The sequence below is a fragment of the Pigmentiphaga sp. genome, from assembly GCF_033795525.1.
Lineage (GTDB): Bacteria > Pseudomonadota > Gammaproteobacteria > Burkholderiales > Burkholderiaceae_B > Pigmentiphaga.
On sequence record NZ_JARYGM010000002.1, the window covers coordinates 324,383 to 344,434 of the forward strand.

The window sequence follows — 20,052 nt, forward strand, 5'->3', positions numbered from 1 at the left end:
GGATGTCCCTAAGTGCTATCCTTTACAAGTTTATTGATTTTTTGGCCCTGTCAACCGAAAGGTTTCCATCAACCGCCTTCTGCACTCGCTATCCGCTAATCGGCAAAGCCGTGTCGCGGAAGGTACGTCCTGCATCGAACGGGTGAAACACCCGGCAAGGTGAAGCGCAAATCATGTCCAGCATCCAAGAATCCAGCACCTCGTATTTGTTCGGGGGGAATGCGCCGTACGTGGAAGAACTCTACGAGGCCTACCTCGACAACCCGGGTTCCGTTCCCGACAACTGGCGCAATTATTTCGACCAGTTGCAGCACACGCCGGCGGTTGACGGCCAGGAATCCACCCGCGACCAGGCCCATGCTCCCGTCATCGAATCCTTCGCCCAGCGGGCACGCGCCAACGCGTTCCTGCCGCGCACGGCCGAAAGCGATCTGTCGGTAGCCAGCAAGCAGGTCCACGTCCAGTCCATCATTGCCGCCTATCGCTTCCTGGGCGCCCGCTGGGCCGACCTGGATCCGCTGCAACGCCAGGAGCGGCCCTCGATTCCCGAGCTGGAACCCGGTTTCTACGGCCTCACCGAGGCCGACATGGACAAGGTCTATTCGGCCACCAACACCTACTTCACGACCGCCGAGCACATGACGCTGCGCGAGATCGTGAAGGCCTTGCGCGATACCTACTGCCGGACCATCGGCGTCGAATTCATGCACATCACCGATCCGGTGATCAAGCGCTGGATCCAGCAGCGCCTGGAAAGCACCCAGGCCACGCCGAACTTCACCAACGATCAGAAGAAGCACATTCTCGAGCGCCTGACCGCGGCCGAGGGCCTGGAGCGCTACCTGCATACCAAGTATGTCGGCCAGAAGCGCTTCTCGCTGGAAGGCGGCGACAGCTTCATCCCGGCGATCGACGAGCTGATCCAGCATGCCGGCGAGTGCGGCATCCAGGAAGTGGTGCTGGGCATGGCCCACCGCGGGCGCCTGAACGTGCTGGTCAACACCTTGGGCAAGATGCCCAAGGACTTGTTCGCCGAGTTCGAAGGCAAGTACGACGACGGCGGCCTCGCGGCGGGCGACGTCAAATACCATAAAGGCTTCTCGAGCGATATCTCGACCCGCGGCGGTCCGGTTCACGTATCGCTGGCCTTCAACCCCTCGCACCTCGAGATCGTCAATCCGGTGGTCGAGGGCAGCGCCCGCGCGCGGCAGGAACGCCGTGGCCTCGAGGGCGGCAAGCAAGTGCTGCCGGTGCTGGTGCACGGCGACGCCGCCTTCATCGGGCAGGGCGTCGTCATGGAAACGCTCAACCTGGCCCAGACCCGCGGCTACGGCACGGGCGGCACCGTGCACCTGGTTATCAATAACCAGATCGGTTTCACCACGTCCGACCCGCGCGATACCCGTTCGACGCTGTACTGCACCGACGTCGTCAAGATGATCGAAGCGCCGGTGCTGCATGTGAACGGCGACGATCCCGAGGCCGTGGTGTTCGCGACGCGCCTGGCGATGGACTTCCGTGCCGAGTTCCAGAAGGACATCGTGGTCGACATCGTCTGCTTCCGCAAGCTCGGCCACAACGAGCAGGACACGCCGGCGCTGACCCAGCCGCTGATGTACAAGCGTATCGGCAAGCATCCGGGCACCCGCAAGCTGTACGCCGACAAGCTGGTCGTGCAGGGCGTGATCACCGCCGAGGAAGCCGATGAATACGTCAAGCGCTTCCGTGCAGCGATGGACGAAGGCCGCCATACGGTGGACCCGGTCCTGACCGACTACAAGAACAAGTACGCGGTCGATTGGTCGCCGTTCCTGGGCCGCAAGTGGACGGATTCGGCCGACACGTCGGTGCCGCTGGCCGAGCTCAAGCGGCTGGGCGAGCGCATCACCACCGTGCCGGACAATTTCAAGCTGCATCCCATCGTCGAAAAGGTGCTGGCCGACCGCCGGGCGATGGCGCGCGGCGAAATGAATCTGGACTGGGGCATGGGCGAGCACCTGGCCTTCGCCAGCCTGGTGGCCGTCGGCTATCCGGTCCGGTTGACCGGCCAGGATTCCGGCCGCGGCACCTTCACGCACCGCCACGCGGTGCTGCACGACCAGAACCGCGAGCGCTGGGATTCGGGCGTCTACGTCCCGCTGCAGAACGTGTCCGAGGCGCAGGCGCCGTTCCGGGTGATCGACTCCATCCTGTCCGAAGAAGCCGTCATGGGCTTCGAGTACGGCTATTCGACCGCGGAACCCAATACGCTGGTCATCTGGGAAGGGCAGTTCGGCGACTTCGCCAACGGCGCGCAGGTCGTCATCGATCAGTTCATCAGTTCGGGCGAGGCCAAGTGGGGCCGCCAGTCCGGCCTGGTGCTGATGCTGCCGCACGGTTACGAAGGCCAGGGCCCCGAGCACTCCTCGGGCCGCATCGAGCGCTTCCTCCAGCTGAGCGCCGACAACAACATGCAGGTGGTCCAGCCGACCAACGCCGCGCAGATCTTCCATCTGCTGCGCCGCCAGATGATCCGCCAGTTCCGCAAGCCGCTGGTGATCTTCACGCCCAAGTCGCTGCTCCGCAACAAGGAGGCGGGGTCGCCGCTGTCGGATTTCAGCAAGGGTTCGTTCCAGACGCTGATCGGCGAAGTCGACGACACCATAGACGCCGAGAAGGTCAAGCGCGTGCTGCTGTGCTCCGGCAAGGTCTATTACGACCTCGTCAACGCGCGCAAGGACAGGGGCGCCACCGACGTTGCCATTGCGCGCGTCGAGCAGCTCTATCCGTTCCCGCACAAGGTCCTCGCGGCCGAGTTCAAGAAGTATCCCAACGCCACGGAAGTGATCTGGGTCCAGGACGAACCCCAGAACCAGGGCCCCTGGTTCTACGTCCAACATCACCTGTACGAGAACATGTCCGAAGGCCAGAAACTCGCCTACGCCGGTCGTCCCGCCTCGGCCTCGCCCGCGGTCGGCTACTACTCGAAGCACCTGGAACAGCAGAAAGCGTTGCTGGATCAGGCCTTTGGCCGCCTCAAGGGCTTTGTACTGACCAAGTGAACCTCATTCCCAGGGCCGCGCGATGCGCGGCCCTGGCGTTCGGCCGCAGGCGCCGGACAACGAACGAACTCCCCATTCTTGCGGAAAAACTGACATGGCAATAGTCGACGTAAAAGTCCCTCAATTTTCTGAATCGGTGTCGGAAGGCACGCTGCTCTCCTGGAAGAAGAAGCCGGGCGAAGCCGTCTCGCGCGACGAAATCGTGATCGAGATCGAGACCGACAAGGTCGTGCTGGAAGTGCCCGCGCCGGCGGACGGCGTGCTCGCCGAGATCGTCAAGGGCGACGGCAGCACCGTGGCTTCCGAGGAAGTCATCGCCAAGATCGATACGGAAGGCAAGGCGGCCGCCGCCCCTGCCGCCGCTGCCCCGGCCCCCGAAGCGGCTGCGCCCGCCGCTGCCGCCGCGCCGGCACCTGCTGCTGCCGCTGCTGCCCCGGCCGCGCCCGCCACGTCGATTCCTTCGCCCGCCGCCGCCAAGCTGCTGGCCGAGCAGGGCATTGCTCCCGAATCGGTGGCCGGCAGCGGCCGCGGTGGCCGCATCACCAAGGGCGATGCGCTGGCTGCCTCCGAGAACCGTCCCGCCGCCAAGCCGGCTCCGGTCCTCAATGACGCTGCTACGCTGGTCAACGGCCGCCCCGAGCAGCGCGTGCCGATGAGCCGCCTGCGCGCCCGCGTGGCCGAGCGCCTGCTGCAGTCGCAGTCCGAGAACGCCATCCTGACCACGTTCAACGAGGTCAACATGCAGGCCGTGATGGACCTGCGCGCCAAGTACAAGGACAAGTTCGAGAAGGAACACGGCGTCAAGCTGGGCTTCATGTCCTTCTTCGTCAAGGCCGCCGTGGCGGCGCTCAAGCGCTATCCCGTCCTGAACGCTTCGGTGGACGGCAAGGACATCGTCTATCACGGCTACTTCGACATCGGCATCGCAGTGGGCAGCCCGCGCGGCCTGGTGGTGCCTATCCTGCGCAACGCCGACCAGCTCAGCCTGGCCGACATCGAGAAGAAGATCGCCGAGTTCGGCCAGAAGGCCAAGGACGGCAAGCTCAGCATCGAAGAGCTCACCGGCGGTACGTTCTCGATTTCCAACGGCGGCGTCTTCGGCTCCATGCTGTCGACCCCCATCATCAACCCGCCGCAATCGGCCATCCTGGGCGTGCACGCCACCAAGGAGCGTCCCGTGGTGGAGAACGGCCAGATCGTGATCCGGCCCATCAACTACCTCGCCATGTCCTACGACCACCGCATCATCGACGGCCGCGAGGCCGTACTGGGGCTGGTCGCCATGAAGGAAGCCCTGGAAGATCCGCAGCGCCTGTTGCTGGATGTTTGACCCCCCCTGCGCGCCGACGCACGCCCCCCAGGGGGCGGCGCCGGCGGACCGGCGGAGCCGGATCCGCGGCGCCCTGGGACTCCGAGGCTCGGCGCGGGCCGGTGGGTCGGTTCGCGGCGCCTTGGGTCAATCGGGTCCTTCTATGATTCAACTGGAAAGAATGAAATGAGCAAGCAATTCGACGTTGTCGTCATCGGTGCCGGTCCCGGCGGATATATCGCGGCGATCCGTGCCGCCCAGCTGGGCATGTCGGTCGCCTGCATCGACGCCTGGAGCAATGCCAAGGGCGCACCCGCCCCGGGTGGCACCTGCACCAACGTGGGCTGCATTCCCTCGAAGGCGCTGTTGCAGTCGTCCGAGTACTACGAGCATGCCGGACACCATTTCGCCGACCATGGCATCGAGGTCAAAGGCCTGGGCCTGGATCTCGGCAAGCTGCTGGCGCGCAAGGATACGGTCGTCAAGCAGAACAACGACGGCATCCTGTTCCTGTTCAAGAAGAACAAGGTCACCTTCTTGCACGGCACCGGCTCGTTCTCCGGCCAGGTCGACGGAGGCTGGTCGATCAAGGTCTCCGGCCCCAGCGAGGAAGACCTCGTCGCCAAGCACGTGATCGTCGCCACCGGCTCGAGCCCGCGTGCGCTGCCGGACCTGCCCTTCGACGAGAAGCAGGTCCTGTCGAATGACGGTGCGCTCGCCATAGGTGCGGTGCCCAAGCGACTGGGTGTCATCGGCGCCGGCGTGATCGGCCTGGAGCTGGGCAGCGTCTGGCGCCGCCTGGGTTCCGAAGTGACCGTCCTCGAGGCGCTGCCGACGTTCCTGCCGGCCGCCGACGAGCAGATCGCCAAGGAAGCGCTGAAGGTTCTTACCAAGCAGGGCCTGAAGATCAACCTGGGCGTGAAGATCGGCGAGGTCAAGCCGGCCGCCAAGAATGTCACCATCAAGTACACCGATGCCGCCGGTGCCGAACAGTCGTTGGTGGTCGACAAGCTGATCGTCTCTATCGGCCGCGTACCCAACACCCAGGGCCTCAACGCGGAAGGGGTCGGCCTGAAGCTGGACGAGCGCGGTTTCATTGCGGTCGACGACGACTGCCGCACCGGCCTGCCCAATGTCTGGGCCATCGGCGACGTCGTGCGCGGCCCGATGCTGGCGCACAAGGCGGAGGAAGAGGGCGTGGCCGTGGCCGAGCGCATCGCTGGCCAGCATGGTCACGTCAACTTCAACACCATCCCGTCGGTCATCTATACCTCGCCCGAGATCTCCTGGGTGGGCAAGACCGAACAGGCGCTCAAGAACGAAGGTCGTGCCTACAAGGCCGGAACGTTCCCGTTCCTGGCCAACGGCCGCGCCCGCGCGCTGGGCGACACCACGGGCATGGTCAAGGTCATTGCCGATGCCAAGACGGACGAGATCCTGGGCGTGCACATCATCGGCCCGCAGGCTTCCGAGTTGATCTCGGAATGCGTGGTGGCCATGGAGTTCCGCGCTGCGTCGGAAGACATCGCGCGGATCTGCCATGCCCACCCCTCGCTCTCCGAGGCGGTGAAGGAAGCTGCGCTGGCGGTGGACAAGCGGGCGCTGAATTTCTAAGCGATCCCTGTCGTAACCCCAGGAAAGCCCGCCGCGCGCAAGCCCGGCGGGCTTTTTCTCATGGATGCTGCGCCAGCGGCAGTGGGTTTTCCTCGCGTCCCAATGACCGCTGGTCAGCGCCTCGGGCCGCCGAGCAGCCGCGCGGCGGATGCCTGAACCACGCGCGGCATGCGACCAGCTATGCGCACCGCGTCAAGTCGGCCGGAGGGTCTTAAACATCGGTCTTGGGGTCGAAGTCCATCCGCCGCATGGCATCGCTCAGCGATATACGCGAGCGTTCATAGTCGGCCCACGGCGCATTGCCCGTAGCCAGCCGATCGCCCAACACGTATAGCGTCCAGTGTGCCGAGCTCGTCAACGAGTCCAGCTCGTCCCAGGCAACGGGCACGGACACGCCCAGGCCCGGGCGCGCCCGTACCGACCATGCGCAGACCGTGGTGGCGCCAAAGCCGTTGCGCAGGTAGTCGATGAATATCTTGCCGACCCGGTTGCGCGGGCCGCTCTTGGAGACGAAGTGGCGCGGCAGCGTGGTGGCAAGATGGCGGACGATGGCACGGGAGAATGCCTTGACCGTGTCCCAGTCGTACTCCGGCTGCAGCGGGACGATGACGTGCATGCCTTTGCCGCCACTGGTTTTCGGAAATGCCGGCAGGCCTAGTTCCTGCAGGAATACGTGCAACAGTTTGGTCCCTTCCTGGATTTGCGGCCAGCCCACACCTTCGCCGGGATCGAGGTCGAAGGTCATGCGGTCGGGCGTGCCGATGGCATGGTCCACGCCGTTCCACGTGTGCAGCTCGATGGTGTTCATCTGCGCCACGGACAGCAGGCCCTGCAAATCATCGATTTTCATTAATGGTGGATGGCCGGGGTCCAGTTTCTGGGGCAGCCGCACGATGCCGGGCAGGGCGGCCCGGTCGGCATGCTTCTGAAAGAACAGCTCGCCGCCGATGCCTTCGGGCGCGCGCACCAGCGCCACCGGCCGGTCTTTCAGGTGGGGAAGCAGCAACGGCGCCATCGCCGCATAGCATTGGATGAGTTGAAGCTTGGTAATCCCGCTCTGCTTGTCGATGACGCGGCCGGGATGGGTGACGTGGAAGGACGAAGGCAGGCCATTGCTCTGCATGGTTTCGGATTCCTTGGGGGGCGCGGCGGGTTCTTCACGCGTCACGGCATCGGCCGGTTTGTCGGCGCGCAGCCCGCGGAATACACCTTGGCGGACATGTCCGCCGCCGGTCCATTCGGCAAAGGACACTTCGGCCAGCAGCTCGGGTCGCACCCAATGCGCCTTGCCGGCGCCGGCCACGTTTTGCTCGAACGGGGAGTGCGGTGTCGCCAGTTCATCCAGCCGCTTCTTGAGCGATTCCAGCGTGCGCTGGCTGAACCCTGAACCGACGTTGCCAGCATAGCGCAGCCGGCCGTGTTCGTCGTACACGCCTAGCAGCAGCGAGCCCAGGCCGGTACGCGAGCCTTTCGGGTCCGTGTAGCCGCCGATGACGAACTCCTGCCGGTTCTGGCATTTGAGCTTGATCCAATCGGCGGATCGCCCGGAACGGTAGCCGCTGTCCTTACGCTTGCCGATCACGCCCTCGAACCCGAGCTTGCATGCCGAGGCGACCAAGTCCCGGGGCATGGCGTCGAAGGCGTCGCTGAACCGCACGTGGGCAGGGTCGGCGTCGTCGAGCAAGCTGCGCAGGGTGGCCCGGCGGTCGGTCAACGGCAGTCCCCGCAAATCGCGGCCTGCATAGAAGGGGATGTCGAACAGGTAATAGACCACCCCGCGGGCCGAGCCGGTTTCGAACGCGTTCTGCAGTGCCTGGAAGTCCGGTATTCCTTGTTCGTCTGGCACGATGATCTCGCCATCGAGCCAGGCGTCGGCCAGTTGCATGGTCGACAGCGCCTCGTGCAGATCCTTGAGCTTGTGCGTCCAGTCCTTGCCGGTGCGGGTGAGCAGGCGTACGTGGCCGTCTTCGATCCGCGCCAGGATGCGGTAGCCGTCGAACTTCAGCTCGTATTGCCAGTGTTCGTGGTCCGGCGGCGCCGCATTGACCAGCGTGGCAAGCTCGGGCTCCAGCCGGGGCGGCAGCTTGTCGTAGGCCGGGGCAGGGGGCGAGGCTTCTTCGGCATCGGCCTGCGGTCCGCTGACGGCGTATTCGTCTTTCTCCTTGATCAGCAGCCAGGCCGGTTGCTTCTCGGCCTTGCGCATCCGAACCAGCGCCCATTGACCATGCAGCTTGGTGCCGCGCAATTCGAACTTGAGCTTGCCGGCGCGGTAGCCCTTGCGCGGATCCTCCAGCGGGACCCAGGTGCCGGCATCCCAGATGGCGACCTCGCCGGCACCATAATGGCCCTCGGGAATGCGGCCTTCGAAGCTGCCGTAAGAAAGCGGGTGGTCTTCCACCTGTACCGCCATCCGTTTGACACCGGGGTCCAGGCTAGGGCCCTTGGGAACGGCCCAGCTCTTGAGCGTGCCGTCCAGTTCCAGCCGGAAGTCATAGTGCAGGCGGCGCGCGGCATGCCGCTGGACGACGAACGACAAGGCACCCTGGCCCCGTTTGCCGCCTGCGCTCGGTTCGGGGCTGCGGGAGAAGTCCCGCTTGGCGCGATAGGTACTGAGAGAGTCGTTCCTGGCCATGGTCCGCTCCCTGTCGCGTCACGCCCGGCGCCGGGTCTTGCCGCCGCGCGCATGGCTTCCGCGGCTGCCGCCGTCTCCCTTGCTTTCGCCCTTGTTCTTTTCGAGGCTGCGCTTGAGCAGTTCGGTCAGGTCTACGATGTCGGCTGTCGGCCGGGTTTCCTCCATGGCTTCGAGCTGCGTCACGGACTCGGTTTCGTCGGCTTCGATCTTGGTCTGCACGAGTTGCAGGATCTTCTCTTTGAATTCGTCGCGGTACTGCGCCGGATCCCACTCCCCCGCCATGTCGTCGATCAGCTGGACGGCCATCTTCATCTCGCGCGCGGAGATGCCTTCCGCATGGCTGCCTTCCTCGGGCAGGTCGAGGTTTTCCCACGAACGGATCTCGTCGGCCCAGCGCAGCAGGTTCAGGACCAGGCCGGGGCCCGCCGGTATCAGCGCCGCGAGGTGTTGCTTGGTCTGGATCACCACTCGCGCGATGCCGACCCGGCCGGTCTTGAGCAGGGCTTCACGCAGCAGCGCATAGACCTTGGCGCCCTTGCCCAGCGGCGCGAGGTAATAGGGACGTTCGAGGTAGATGAATGGGATCTCGTTGGCCGCCACGAAGGTTTCGATTTCTATCGTCTGCGTGGACTCGGGATAGGCGGCGCGGATTTCGTCTTCGCTCAGGACCACGTAGCGGCCGTCCTCGTAGGCGATACCCTTGACGATGTTTTCCCGCGTGATCTCGCGTCCGGTGCGCTTGTTGACGCGCTTGTAGCCCACCCGGTCCATGGTGCGCTTGTCGAGCCAATCGAAATCCAGCTCGGTTTCCTGGGTAGCCGTATAGAGGGCCACCGGGATGTGGACCAGGCCGAAGCTGATTGCGCCTTTCCAGAGGGTGCGTGCCGTGGTAGCCATGGCGGTGCCTTTTCTGTAGCCGAATCGTCACGTTCCAGCATATCCGAGGCGGCCGCGCCGGATGCGCACGCTGCCCGCGAACTGGTAGCAGACTGTTATCCGGCATGCCGGCGCCTTGGGCGCAAGGCACGCTCGAGGTGCGAAATGTCACGTTTTGGGGCATGCCCGTGTCCGGGGAGAGCGGCGGCACGGCGGTTTGTCATGGCATGACGATTGCTTCGGCGGGGATTGGAGTAGAAGCAGTTAGCTTGCGGCGCCGCTGGCGGCCCGCAGGCGGGACATTGCTCTGGCGGCCGCTGGCCGCTTGCCCTCCGGGGCGGTTGTGGATGGCGACGGCCATGTGCAACAGAGCGGTCCCACGGCGACGCTCCTCCGCACAGACTGCGCTCCCGGCCGCATCCGGCCTTTCTCTGCCTCCATGGAGCGTTCCCATGCTAGTGACCAAGCAAAAGATCCTGCGCCGTTTCTGGTACGCGTTGATGCCGATGTCCGTCCTCGAGGACGGTCCGCGGCCGTTTACCTTGCTGGGCGAGCCGCTGGTGCTGTGGAAGGGAGCCGACGGGCAGCCGGTGGCGCTGGAAGACCGCTGTTGCCATCGCACCGCAAAGCTGTCCAAGGGTTCGATCGAGGATGGGCGCATCGTGTGCGCCTACCACGGCTGGACCTTCGACGCCTCGGGCGCCTGCGTACGCATCCCGCAGGCGCCGGACAAGCCTGTTCCCAAGGCCTGCCGGGTGCGGGCGTACGCCTGCCAGGAAAAATACGGGTACGTATGGGTGGCGTTGGACGATCCGCTGCAACCCATTCCTGACTTCCCTGAGGACGGCGCTCCCGGCTACCGGCGTATCTTCCAGTTCTACCAGACCTGGAAAACGAGTCCGCTAAGGTTCATGGAGAACGCATTCGATTCGGCCCACTTCAGCTACGTGCATAGGGCCAACTTCGGCATCTATGAGCAGCCCCGGCCCAGCATCTACGAGATCAAGGAAGACGCCTGGGGCTTCGAGGCGCATACCGTGGTCCCGGTGAAGAATCCTCCGGCCGGGCACCGGGTCAGCGGCAGCACGCAGCCCTTTATCGAACGGCACTTGTACAACCGGTGGTACATGCCTTCCGTGCGCCGTTTCGGCTGCATCTACGCCGATACCGGCAAGCATCACATCATCTATAACTGCGCCACGCCGATCGACGATTCCACCATCGCGCTGGCGCAGTGGCTGTACCGGAACGATGACGAGAGCGACTGTTCCACCGAGGAGCTGATTGCCTGGGATGCGCCTATTGTCGAAGAAGACCGCGAGATCCTGGAGGCGACCGATTTCGATGCCTGCATCGATACCGCCCGGCGTGCCGAGCAGCACATGGAGTCGGACAAGCCGGGACTGCTGATGCGCAGGATGATGCTGGAGCTGCTGCGCCAGCATGGCGAGGACGAGGTCTACAACGAGCGGCGGGCCTGAGCCCCGGCATTCGTTGCCGCGGCGTGAACGGGTACGGTCGGGCGCAAGACGTATACTTTTGTCTTTTGCCCGACCGCAATGAACGTCCGCGAATACTACGAACACGCCCTGGCCGAGCGCGGGTTCACCCCGGATGCGGCCCAGCGCGCCGCCATCGAGCGCTTGCAGCGCTACTACGATGACTGGGTCGAGTTCAAGTCGCTGCGTTCCAACGCGCTCAAGCGCCTGCTGAACCGGCCGGGCGTGCCGCGCGGCGTCTACATGTGGGGCGGCGTCGGGCGCGGCAAGAGCTTCCTGATGGACGCTTTCTACGCCACGGTGCCGGTGCGCCGCAAGACCCGGCTGCATTTCCACGAATTCATGCGTGGGGTCCACCGCGAGCTGGACGAGGTCAAGGGCATGGCCGATCCCCTCGACGAAGTGGCGCGGCGTATCTCCCGGCGCTACCGCTTGATCTGCTTCGACGAGTTCCACGTCTCGGACGTTGCCGACGCCATGATCCTGTACCGGCTGCTGTTGGGCTTGTTCAACAACGGCACGTCGTTCGTGATGACCTCCAACTACGAACCGTCGACCTTGTATCCCGAGGGGCTGCACCGGGACCGCATCATGCCGGCCATCGCGCTGATCAAGGAAAAAATGGACGTGCTCAATGTGGACTCGGGCGTGGACTACCGGCGCCGGGCCTTGGAGCAGGTCGAGATCTACCATAGCCCGCTCGGTCCCCAGGCCGACGCGGCGCTGGAAAAGGCCTTTGCCATGCTGGCCGACACGCCGCCCATCGAACCACCGGTGTTGTCGATCGAGAATCGGCAGATCCACGCCCGCAGGCTGGCGGGCACGGTGGTCTGGTTCGATTTCGCGACCCTGTGCGGCGGACCTCGTTCGCAGAACGACTACCTGGAGCTGGCCAGCCGCTTTCATGCGGTGATCCTGTCTGACGTCCCGGCCATGGGGCCCAGGCAGGCTTCCGAGGCGCGCCGCTTCACGTGGCTGGTGGACGTGTTCTACGACCACAAGGTCAAACTGGTGATCTCGGCAGCCTGCGAGCCGGAAGCGCTCTACACCCAGGGAGCGCTCGCCAACGAGTTCCACCGCACGGTGTCGCGGCTGCTGGAGATGCAATCGCGCGAATACCTGGACGAGGAGCGGCGCGCAACCGTCTCGCTCTGAAGCCCCGCACGCCGGGGCGGTTCAGTGATGCGCGGCGCGATCACGATGCTTGCCGCGACAAGGCTCGCTCCAGGACCTCGAAAATCCGGTCATCGGTACATTGGGCGACATTAAAGCGCAGGAAGTCGCCCGCGCGCAGTGACAGGCTGAAGGCATTGCCTGGCGCCAGTACCACGCCGTCACCCAGGCAATCACGCGCCATGCGTGCGGCATCGGCACCCTCGGGCAGCCGGCACCAGACGAACATGCCCGATTGAGGAACGAGCCACGGTGTAATGCCCAGCGCGTCCAGGCGGGCGAGTGTGGTCTCCCTTGCTGCGGCCAGCCGGCTTCGTATCGATTCCATGTGTTTGCGGTAGCCGCTGTCGGTCAGCGCGGCCAGCAATACGTGGGCCGCGAGCTGTCCGCCGCCGAAGCTGGTGGCGAGCTTGAGGTCGGCAAGACTGTCGATCCAATCGGCGCGGGCAGCGATGTAGCCGCATCGCAGTGACGCCGATATCGTCTTGGAGAAACTGCCGATCTGGATCACGCGGGACAGGCCATCGAAGGCGGCAAGTCTTGGTGCGGGATGCATCTCGAAGTCGGCGAAGATGTCGTCCTCGACGATGGCGAGGCCTGTGTCGTCCGCGAGTTTCAGCAGCCGATGCGCCACCGCGGGAGAAAGCGACGCGCCGGTGGGATTGTGGATGCCGGAGTTGGTGATATAGAGCCGCGGGGAGTGCGTTTTCATCGCCGCGTCGAATGCCGCGATGTCCGGGCCATCGGGCGTGTAGGGAATGCCGACGGCCTTGGCCCGGTGCGCCTTGAGCAGGGCGTGGAAATTGAAATAACAAGGATCGTCGACCAGCACGGTGTCGCCGGGTTCCAGCAGGAAGCGGCAGATGAGGTCGATAGCCTGGGTTCCCGAGTCGGTCAGCATGATTTGCCCGGCGGACACATCGAGCCCGAACGCGGCCATGCGCCGGGCCAATACCTCGCGCAGCGGCGCAAGGCCTAGCGGCGCGGCGTAGTCGGTCAGGACGGAAGCGTCGGCGCGGGCTGCGGCACGCAGTGCGCGCCGCATGCCGGTGTCGTACATCCACGAAGCAGGCAGCCAGCCGCATCCGGGCTTGAGCGCCGTTGCGCTGGTTTCGAGCGATTGGCGCGATATCCAAAGCGGGTCGACCTCGCGATCGAGCCGGGGGCCCATTTCGGCGAGCGCAAGCGGCGCGACCGGTCCCGCGACGTAGAAACCCGACCCCGGGCGCGAGCCAATCAGGCCTTCGGCGGCAAGGCGCTCGTACGCTTCGACCACCGTCGACACCGAGAGCCGCATGGCTTGCGCCTGCGCACGCACGGACGGCAGCCGCGTTCCGGGCAGGTAGGAGCGCGAGGCGATCTTGGTGCGAATCGCTTCCATGACCGTATCGATCCGGGTGGCGGGGCGCGTCACTTTCTTATCCTTGCAACAAGTCAAAGCCGGGAACCGTACTCGTCAAGCAAGCATAACAGTTCCTTGATACTGTACTGGATTGTGCCTGGGAGAAACTGCCGGGACATGGTGTAGTGCGCGCTCGTGGAAGAGGGCGCAATGGACAAGGCGACAAGCGGGTGGTTGAACGGATTTATCGGCGTAGTGGTTTTTGCCGGCTCGCTGCCGGCGACGCGTGTCGCGGTGAGTGACTTCGACCCGGTGTTCCTGACCTGTGCCCGCGCCACCATCGCGGCCTTGCTGGGCAGCGTGCTCTTGGCAACAGGCCGGCAGCGCCGGCCGACGCCCGCGGAATTGCCATCGCTTGCGCTGGTTGCCCTGGGCGTCGTGGTTGGGTTTCCGCTGTTGACCGCGCTCGCGGTGCAGCAGGTCTCGTCCGCTCACGCGATGGTTTTCGTGGGACTGCTGCCGCTATGCACGGCGGTGTTTGGCGCTCTGCGAGCCGGCGAACGTCCCGGTGCCGCCTTCTGGTCGTTTGCCGTGGCAGGCGGCGTCTTGGTCGCGGGCTACGCTCTCCAGGCGAGGGCGGGGGCGTCGCCGCTGGGCGATGGCTTGATGGTCGCGGCAATCGTCGTATGCGGCCTGGGCTATGCGGAGGGAGGGCGCCTTGCCCGCACGCTCGGCGGTTGGCAGGTAATCAGCTGGGCGCTGGCGCTGTCCCTGCCGGTCATGCTTCCTCTGTCCGGGGCGACCATGCCCGTATCGCTGCGTCATGTCGGCGTGCCGGCATGGTTGGGACTGGCCTACGTGTCCTTGTTCAGCATGCTGCTCGGTTTTGTCTTCTGGTACCGCGGCCTGGCACAGGGGGGCATCGCCGCAGTGGGCCAGCTGCAGTTGCTCCAGCCTTTCCTTGGCTTCGGCTTGGCGGCGCTGTTGCTGCACGAGGCGGTCGACTCGACGATGCTGGTCGTGACGCTGGGCGCGGTGGCATGTGTCGCAGGGGCGAAGAAGTTCGCCGCCTGAGATTCCAGTGGCTAGCGCTTCAGCTTGGCAAAAGCCGCCGCCATGGCGCTTTCCACCGCCGGCGGCGCGCTGCCGGTCCGCTCGCGTCCCCGTCCGCCGGGACGGCCGCCGCCGTCGCCGCTTCTGCGCGCGGGCACCGAATCGTCGTTCAACCGCATCGTCAGCGCGATGCGCTGGCGCTGCAGGTCGACCTCCTGCACCTTGACCTTGACCGTCTGCCCGACGCGCACCACGTCGCGCGGGTCTTTGACGAACTTCTCCGACAGCGCCGAGATATGTACCAGGCCGTCCTGGTGCACGCCGATGTCGACGAAGGCGCCGAAATTGGCGACGTTGGTCACCACGCCCTCAAGAATCATGCCTGGGCGCAGGTCGTTCAGCGTCTCCACGCCTTCCTGGAAGGTGGCGGTCTTGAACTCGGGACGCGGATCGCGGCCGGGTTTTTCCAGTTCGCTGAAGATGTCCTTGACCGTGGGCAGGCCGAAGCGTTCGTCGGTAAATTCTGTGGGCGAGACGCCCTTGAGCGCATCGCGCTTGCCGATCACGTCGCGGATGTCGGTCTGAAGTTTCGCGAGAATGCGTTCGACCACCGGATACGCTTCAGGGTGCACCGCCGAGCAGTCGAGCGGATTCTCGCCATTGGCAATGCGCAGGAAGCCGGCGGCCTGTTCGAAGGCTTTTTCGCCAAACCGGGGCACTTCCATCAGCTTGGTGCGCGACGGGAAGGCGCCGTGCTGGTCGCGCCAGGAAACGATGTTCTTGGCGAGTGCGGTATTCAAGCCGGAGACGCGCGTGAGCAGCGGCACCGAGGCTGTATTGACGTCGACGCCGACGGCGTTCACGCAATCCTCGACCACGCTGTCGAGCATGCGCGCCAGTTCGCGCTGGTTCACATCGTGCTGGTATTGGCCGACGCCGATGGACTTGGGATCGATCTTCACCAATTCGGCCAGCGGATCCTGCAGGCGCCGGGCGATCGAGACTGCCCCGCGCAGGCTGACGTCCAGGTCAGGGAATTCGGTGGCTGCCAGCTCCGAGGCGGAATAGACCGATGCGCCGGCTTCCGACACGACGATGCGCGTCAGGTTCAGCTCCGGATAGCGTTTCATTAGATCAGCCGCCAGCTTTTCCGTTTCGCGCGAAGCGGTGCCGTTGCCGATGGCGATCAGCCCGATCTGGTGGCGGCGCGCGATGCGCGCCAGCGCCTCGATGGAACCGTCCCAATCGCGGCGCGGTTCGTGCGGATAAACGGTCGCGGTTTCGAGCAGCTTGCCGGTGGCGTCGATGGCGGCGACTTTGACCCCGGTGCGAATGCCGGGGTCCAGGCCGATGACCGCCCGCGGCCCGGCCGGCGCGGCCAGCAGCAGGTCTTTCAGGTTCAGTGCGAAGACACGGATGGCCTCGGTCTCGGCGTGTTCCCGCAGGCGGGCCAGGTTCTCGGTTTCGAATGACGGCAGCAGCTTGACGCGCCAAGCCCATCGGCACACCTCGCCCAGCCATTTCTGGCGGGCATCCGGCGCCGCGCCGAATACGCCTTCCAGGCCTACCAGCCGGGCGATGCGCGTCACGCATGGGTGCGGAAGTTGTTCCTCCAATTCCGGCTCGAGTCCCAGACGCAATTCCAGCACGCCTTGCTGGCGCCCCCGCAGCATGGCGAGGACGCGGTGCGAGGGCAGGGTGCGCAAGGGCTCGTTGAAATCGAACCAGTCGCGGAAGTTGGCGCCCTCGGTTTCCTTGCCCTCTACGACCTTGGAATAGACCAGCCCGGTATTCCACAGGTAGTCGCGGAGATTCTCGAGCACCGCGGCGTTTTCGGCGAAGCGCTCGGCCAGGATGTCGCGGGCGCCGTCCAGGGCGGCCTTGACATCCGCCACGCCGGCTTCGGCATTGACGTAGTCGGCGGCGGCCGTTTGCGGATCGATGGCCGGATCGGCGAAAATAGCGTCAGCGAGCGGTTCCAGTCCCGCCTCGCGCGCAATCTGGGCACGGGTACGGCGCTTGGGCTTGTACGGCGCATACAGGTCTTCCAGGCGCTGCTTGGTGTCGGCAGTGGTCAGCGCCTCCTTCAGCTCGGGGGTCAGCTTGCCCTGTTGCTCGATCGATGCCAGGATGGCCGCGCGCCGGGCTTCCATATCGCGCAGATATTCCAGCCGCAGTTCGAGGTTGCGCAGCACGGTATCGTCCAGCCCGCCCGTCACTTCCTTCCGGTAGCGGGCAATGAACGGCACCGTTGCGCCGTCATCCAACAACTCCACCGCTGCGGCAATTTGTGCCTGGCGCGCGCCCAGCTCTTCCGCAAGCTGGGCGATAATGCGAGATTGGGCTTGCGCGTCGAGCGCCTCGCCTCGGTCGGTGACCATAGCCATCGAGTCGTCCTACCTTGGAAATGAAGCCGCGGATTTTGCCATAGTCTGAGAACATGTCCCGAATCGCCTCTCGCCATGCCGTTACCCAATGTGTCGCCGGATTGCGGCCAGCCGCGGCCGGCCGGTTTCCGTCCGCCCTCGCGCTGCGCCGCTTGCTTCTGCTAGTCCTGGCCATGGTCTGCGTGCTGCCTGCCCGGGCCGCCGACAGCGATGCCCAGCCCGCCCAGCCGAAGGCGTTTTCTTCGATAGACGAGGCTACGCGGGCGGCCGCGGCGGCCCGCGAGGAGTCCGATCGGATCAAGCGCCAGTACGAAATGGACGCGGCCGAGTGCATGCACAAGTTCTTCGCCAACAGCTGCGTCGAGAAGGCGCGGGTCGAGCGCAACGAGGGCGTCACCCGCGCCGATGCCGCGCGCCGTGAAGCCGAGCTCTACATCCGCCGTGAGCAGGCCCGGCAGCGTCATCAGAAGCGGGACCAGGAAAACGCAGAGCGCGATGCGCGGGCGGCGGAACGTACCGCCCGCAAGGCCGACGACGCCGCAAGCCGTCAACCCTCCACGCCTGAAGCCCCGCCTGCACACGTCGACTCGGGAGCCTCGGCCGTGGTCACGCCGCCGCCGCGCCCGGCCCGCGACGTGGACGATCCGCAGGTCAGGGCACAGAACCGCGCCAATTTCGAGCGCAAGCAGGCCGAGGCGCGCGAATATGCCGAGAAACAGGCCAAGCAGCGCGAGGAAGCCGAGGGCAAGCGCGCGCGGCGCCGCGCCCAGCGCGAAGAGGAGGCGGCCCGCCTGCGGGCGCGCGAGCAGGAGGTCCGCTCGGGCCTGTCCGCCAGCCAACGATGATGGACGAAACGAAAAGTGCGCTGGCCAAGCGCATCGTCGATTTGCAACTGGAGCACCGTGACCTGGATGCGGCCATCGAGCGGCTGGCCGCCGACCCCGTGGTGGACGAGTTGCGCCTGCGCAGGATGAAAAAGCGCAAGCTTCAGATCAAGGACCAGATCGTTGCGCTGCAGATGCAACTGGTCCCGGATATTCCAGCATGACCGCATTGCCTGAGGACACGGATGCGGGCGTGGGGGAGGCTTTTGCGGCCGACGGTCCGCTGGCACGACGTTTGAAGGGCTACCGGCCGCGCCTCCAGCAAATCCAGCTGGCGCAAGCCATTGCCCGGACCATCCGGGATCGCGGAACGCTGGTAGCCGAAGCGGGAACAGGTACCGGCAAGACCTTTGCCTATCTGGTACCCGTGCTGATGCACGGCGGCAAGGTATTGGTCTCGACTGGAACCAAGACGCTGCAAGACCAGCTCTTCGCGCGCGACCTGCCGGCTGTGCGCGATGCGCTCGGGCTACCCGTCACCGTCGCGCTGCTCAAGGGACGGTCGAACTACCTGTGCCACTACCACCTCGAACGTACCGTGGGCGACGGCCGCCTGGCCTCTCGCGCCGAGGTCGCGCAGCTGCGCAAGATCGAGGTCTTCGCCAGGCACACCCGCAGCGGCGACAAGGCGGAACTGGCCGAGGTGCCCGAGAACGCGGAAATCTGGCACAAAGTGACCTCCACCCGCGACAACTGCCTCGGCTCGGATTGCCCGGCGTTTCGCGAGTGCTTTGTCATGCAGGCACGCAAGCGCGCAGTCGAGGCCGACATCGTGGTGGTGAACCACGCGCTGTTCCTGGCCGATCTCGCGCTCAAGGACGAAGGCATTACCGACCTGCTTCCCGCCGCCGATACGGTGGTGTTCGATGAGGCGCACCAGCTGCCCGGCGCGGCTACGCGCTTCCTCGGCGAATCGGTATCCTCGCACCAATTGCTCGAGTTCGCCCGCGACGCCACCGTGGCAGGTTTGTCGCATGCGCGCGAGAGCGCCGACTGGACGGCACTCGGGCAGGCCGTGGAGCAGGCCACGCGCGAACTGCGCCTGTCCTGTGCGGCAGTGGAAAAAATGCCGGGCCAGCGCAGCACCTTCGATACGCTGCCCAACCCCGAGGCCTTCGACCTGGCCGTGAAGAAGGTCATCGATACGGTCCATACGCTGGGCCGCATCCTCATGGCGATAGGCGAGCGGCATCCGGACCTGGACCTGGTCGCCAAGCGTGGCCCGGAACTCATCGCGCGCCTGGCGCGATGGACCGAGGCCCATGGACTGCCGCCGGCGCAGGAAAGGCCTGATGGTTCAGGCACGGGGCAGACGGCCTGGGACGAAACCCCGCCGGCGCGGGCGGACGACGGCTGGGTGCGCTGGGTGGAAACCGCGACCAGCCACGTACGCTTGCATACCGCGCCCCTGTCGGTGGCGCAGGCGTTCTCGCAATACCGGCCGGCGGGGCAGGCCTGGATCCTCACGTCCGCAACCTTGGCGGTGCGCGACGATTTCTCGCACTTCACCCGTCAGCTGGGCCTCTACGAGGCCACCACGGGCCGCTGGGAGTCGCCGTTCGACTACACCACGAATGGGCGCTTGTTCGTGCCGCATGGCATCCCGGCGCCGCAGGACCCCCGGTTTACCGAAGGTTTCGTCGAGGCGTTGCTGCCGGTGCTGGCCGCCAGCCAGGGCTCGGCACTGGTCTTGTGCACTACCTTGCGGGCCGTGGACCGGGTTGCCGAATTGCTGGACGCGGCCTTCCGCGAACGCGGCTGGGCGTGGCCGTTGTTCAAGCAGGGGGACCGCTCGCGGCGGGAGTTGCTGGAGCGCTTCCGCAGCAGCCAACATGCGGTGCTGGTGGGCAGCGCCAGCTTCTGGGAAGGCATAGACGTGCCCGGCGACGCGCTGACTCTCGTGGCCATCGACAAGCTTCCGTTCGCACCGCCCGACGATCCGGTCCTGGATGCCCGCATACGCGCATGCCGGGAACGAGGGGGGAATCCCTTCTTCGAATATCAGCTGCCCGAGGCGGCGATCGCGCTCAAGCAGGGGGCGGGCCGTCTCATCCGGACCGAGAGCGACTGGGGCGTGCTGATGGTAGGAGATCGCCGCCTGGTCGAGAAACCCTACGGCAAGTTGCTCTGGCGCGGGCTGCCGCCCTTCACGCGGACGCGCAACGCCGAGGATGTCGAGGCGTTCTACGCCGCACGCGCCGCCGCGGCGGAGGCCGAGGCGGGCTAGGGCATCAAGCGCGGC

The 20,052-nt window shown here is 65.5% G+C and carries 13 protein-coding genes; 9 read left to right on the plus strand and 4 right to left on the minus strand.

Features of this window, described 5'->3' with window-relative positions:
• Window positions 1-173 precede the first annotated feature (173 nt).
• From QHC78_RS06300 to lpdA, 3 genes are all read left to right on the plus strand, one after another.
• Window positions 174-3,041: a 2-oxoglutarate dehydrogenase E1 component gene (locus QHC78_RS06300; protein WP_319743036.1), complete on the plus strand. Its 2,868-nt coding sequence runs from the start codon at window positions 174-176 to the stop codon at window positions 3,039-3,041.
• Between the two features lie 94 nt (window positions 3,042-3,135).
• Window positions 3,136-4,371, plus strand: coding sequence for a 2-oxoglutarate dehydrogenase complex dihydrolipoyllysine-residue succinyltransferase (odhB, locus tag QHC78_RS06305; protein ID WP_319743037.1), 1,236 nt, complete (start codon window positions 3,136-3,138; stop codon window positions 4,369-4,371).
• 165 nt (window positions 4,372-4,536) lie between these two features.
• Window positions 4,537-5,964 carry a dihydrolipoyl dehydrogenase gene (gene lpdA, locus QHC78_RS06310; protein WP_319743038.1) on the plus strand — a complete coding sequence of 476 codons (1,428 nt, stop codon included), beginning with the start codon at window positions 4,537-4,539 and terminating at the stop codon, window positions 5,962-5,964.
• 211 nt (window positions 5,965-6,175) lie between these two features.
• Here the strand turns inward: lpdA and ligD are convergent, their stop codons facing one another.
• Together ligD and ku are read right to left on the minus strand one after the other, a co-directional pair.
• Window positions 6,176-8,596, minus strand: coding sequence for a DNA ligase D (gene ligD / locus QHC78_RS06315; protein ID WP_319743039.1), 2,421 nt, complete (start codon window positions 8,594-8,596; stop codon window positions 6,176-6,178).
• An 18-nt stretch (window positions 8,597-8,614) separates the two neighbouring features.
• The gene (ku, locus tag QHC78_RS06320; RefSeq protein ID WP_319743040.1) at window positions 8,615-9,493 is read right to left on the minus strand and encodes a non-homologous end joining protein Ku; all 879 of its coding nucleotides are present in this window, start codon (window positions 9,491-9,493) and stop codon (window positions 8,615-8,617) included.
• Between the two features lie 431 nt (window positions 9,494-9,924).
• Between ku and QHC78_RS06325 the strand changes: the two genes are divergently transcribed.
• Together QHC78_RS06325 and zapE are read left to right on the plus strand one after the other, a co-directional pair.
• Complete coding sequence (locus QHC78_RS06325) at window positions 9,925-10,953, plus strand: aromatic ring-hydroxylating dioxygenase subunit alpha (RefSeq protein WP_319743041.1); 1,029 nt, start codon at window positions 9,925-9,927, stop codon at window positions 10,951-10,953.
• A gap of 78 nt (window positions 10,954-11,031) precedes the next feature.
• Window positions 11,032-12,126: a cell division protein ZapE gene (gene zapE, locus QHC78_RS06330; RefSeq protein WP_319743042.1), complete on the plus strand. Its 1,095-nt coding sequence runs from the start codon at window positions 11,032-11,034 to the stop codon at window positions 12,124-12,126.
• A 40-nt stretch (window positions 12,127-12,166) separates the two neighbouring features.
• Here zapE and QHC78_RS06335 read toward each other — a convergent pair whose 3' ends face one another.
• Complete coding sequence (locus QHC78_RS06335) at window positions 12,167-13,525, minus strand: aminotransferase-like domain-containing protein (protein ID WP_319743463.1); 1,359 nt, start codon at window positions 13,523-13,525, stop codon at window positions 12,167-12,169.
• Window positions 13,526-13,696: 171 nt separating this feature from the next.
• On the opposite strand from QHC78_RS06335, the gene QHC78_RS06340 reads away from it, so the two are divergent.
• Window positions 13,697-14,560: a DMT family transporter gene (locus tag QHC78_RS06340; RefSeq protein WP_319743043.1), complete on the plus strand. Its 864-nt coding sequence runs from the start codon at window positions 13,697-13,699 to the stop codon at window positions 14,558-14,560.
• A gap of 11 nt (window positions 14,561-14,571) precedes the next feature.
• Here QHC78_RS06340 and QHC78_RS06345 read toward each other — a convergent pair whose 3' ends face one another.
• Window positions 14,572-16,926, minus strand: a complete 2,355-nt coding sequence (locus tag QHC78_RS06345) for a Tex family protein (RefSeq protein WP_319743044.1) — start codon at window positions 16,924-16,926, stop codon at window positions 14,572-14,574.
• Window positions 16,927-16,979: 53 nt separating this feature from the next.
• Between QHC78_RS06345 and QHC78_RS06350 the strand changes: the two genes are divergently transcribed.
• From QHC78_RS06350 to yoaA, 3 genes are read left to right on the plus strand one after another with little or no spacing between them, the layout of a single operon-like run.
• Window positions 16,980-17,771 (plus strand): hypothetical protein, encoded by a 792-nt coding sequence (locus QHC78_RS06350; RefSeq protein ID WP_319743045.1) that lies wholly within the window; start codon window positions 16,980-16,982, stop codon window positions 17,769-17,771.
• On the plus strand, window positions 17,771-17,974 hold the full coding sequence (locus QHC78_RS06355) for a YdcH family protein (RefSeq protein WP_319743464.1): 204 nt from the start codon (window positions 17,771-17,773) through the stop codon (window positions 17,972-17,974). Before QHC78_RS06350 ends, QHC78_RS06355 begins: the two co-directional genes overlap by 1 nt.
• Window positions 17,971-20,037 carry a DNA repair helicase YoaA gene (gene yoaA / locus QHC78_RS06360; protein WP_319743046.1) on the plus strand — a complete coding sequence of 689 codons (2,067 nt, stop codon included), beginning with the start codon at window positions 17,971-17,973 and terminating at the stop codon, window positions 20,035-20,037. The genes QHC78_RS06355 and yoaA overlap by 4 nt, the downstream gene beginning before the upstream one ends.
• Window positions 20,038-20,052 lie beyond the last annotated feature (15 nt).